The 1,339-nt window shown below is 70.0% G+C and carries 1 protein-coding gene; it reads left to right on the top strand.

From position 1 onward, the window contains the following. Positions 1-1,339: condensation domain-containing protein (locus ABZ845_RS31960; RefSeq protein ID WP_360987069.1), on the top strand; the 1,339-nt coding region annotated here is incomplete at both ends.

Here is a 1,339-nt window from a genome sequence, read left to right as displayed (position 1 = left end):
GGTCCGACCGAGGCGACGGTGTATTCCACGGCGTGGTTCGTCGGGGATGATGTGGCGGGTGTGGTGCCGATCGGCCGGCCGATCTCGAATGTGCGCGTCTATGTGCTCGACGAGTGGCTCCATCCCGTTCCGGCGGGCGTGGCGGGCGAGTTGTACATTGCCGGTGTCCAGCTGGCTCGCGGTTATCTGAACCGTGCGGGACTGACCTCGGAGCGATTCGTGGCTTGCCCGTTCGAGCCGGGTGCCCGGATGTACCGCTCGGGCGACCTGGCCCGCTGGACCGCGGACGGCACCCTGGAGTACCTCGGCCGCGCTGACGAGCAGGTGAAGGTCCGGGGGTTCCGGATCGAGCTGGGTGAGGTGCAGGCGGCGGTGGCCGCGTATCCGGGGGTGGCCCGGGCCGCGGTGGTGGCGCGTGAGGATGTGCCGGGTGACAAGCGGCTGGTGGCGTATGTCGTACCGGCCGATGACGCTCCCGAGCTCACGGTGCCGCTGACAGAGTTCGTCGGTGCGCGGTTGCCGTCCTACATGGTGCCGTCGGCGGTGGTGGTGCTGGAGGCGCTGCCATTGACGGTGAACGGCAAGCTGGACCGCCGTGCGCTGCCCGCACCCGACTTCACGGCCGCGCTGACGGACGGCCGGGAGCCGTCGACGGTGCAGGAGGAGCTGCTGTGCCAGGCGTTCGCGGAGGTGCTGGGGCTGGAGCGGGTCGGGGTCGATGACGACTTCTTCCTGCTGGGCGGGCATTCGCTGCTCGCCACGCGTCTGGTGAGCCGGATCCGTGTGGTGCTGGGTGTGGAGGTGCCGCTGCGGGCGCTGTTCGAGGCCTCGACGCCGGCGGCGCTGGCTGCGCGGCTGGGCCAGGCGGGCGAGGGCCGTCGGGCGCTGACGGTGACGGCCCGTCCGGAGCGGGTGCCGCTGTCCTTCGCCCAGCAACGCCTTTGGTTCCTCGGCGAGTTGGATGGTCCGAGTACCACCTACAACATCTCCATGGCGCTGCGTCTGGCAGGCGAGCTGGACCGCGAGGCCCTGGCAGTCGCGTTGCGTGACGTGATCGGGCGGCATGAGGTGCTGCGTACGGTCTTCCCGGTCGCCGACGGTGAGCCGTACCAGCGGATCCTGTCGGTGGACGAGTCCGGCTTCGAGCTGACCGTCGAGGAGGTGACGCCGGAAGGACTGGACGCGGCGGTGGCCGAGGGGGCCGGTCATGGCTTCGCGCTGGGGTCGGAGATTCCGTTCAGGGTGTCATTGTTCGTGGTGAACCCGACCGAGCATGTGCTGCTGGTGGTGGTGCACCACATCGCGACCGATGGCTGGTCGACGGGTGTGCTGGCGCGCG

This window comes from Streptomyces sp. NPDC047022 (assembly GCF_040644155.1).
Lineage (GTDB): Bacteria > Actinomycetota > Actinomycetes > Streptomycetales > Streptomycetaceae > Streptomyces.
This window is presented reverse-complemented; position numbering and strand designations above follow the sequence as displayed.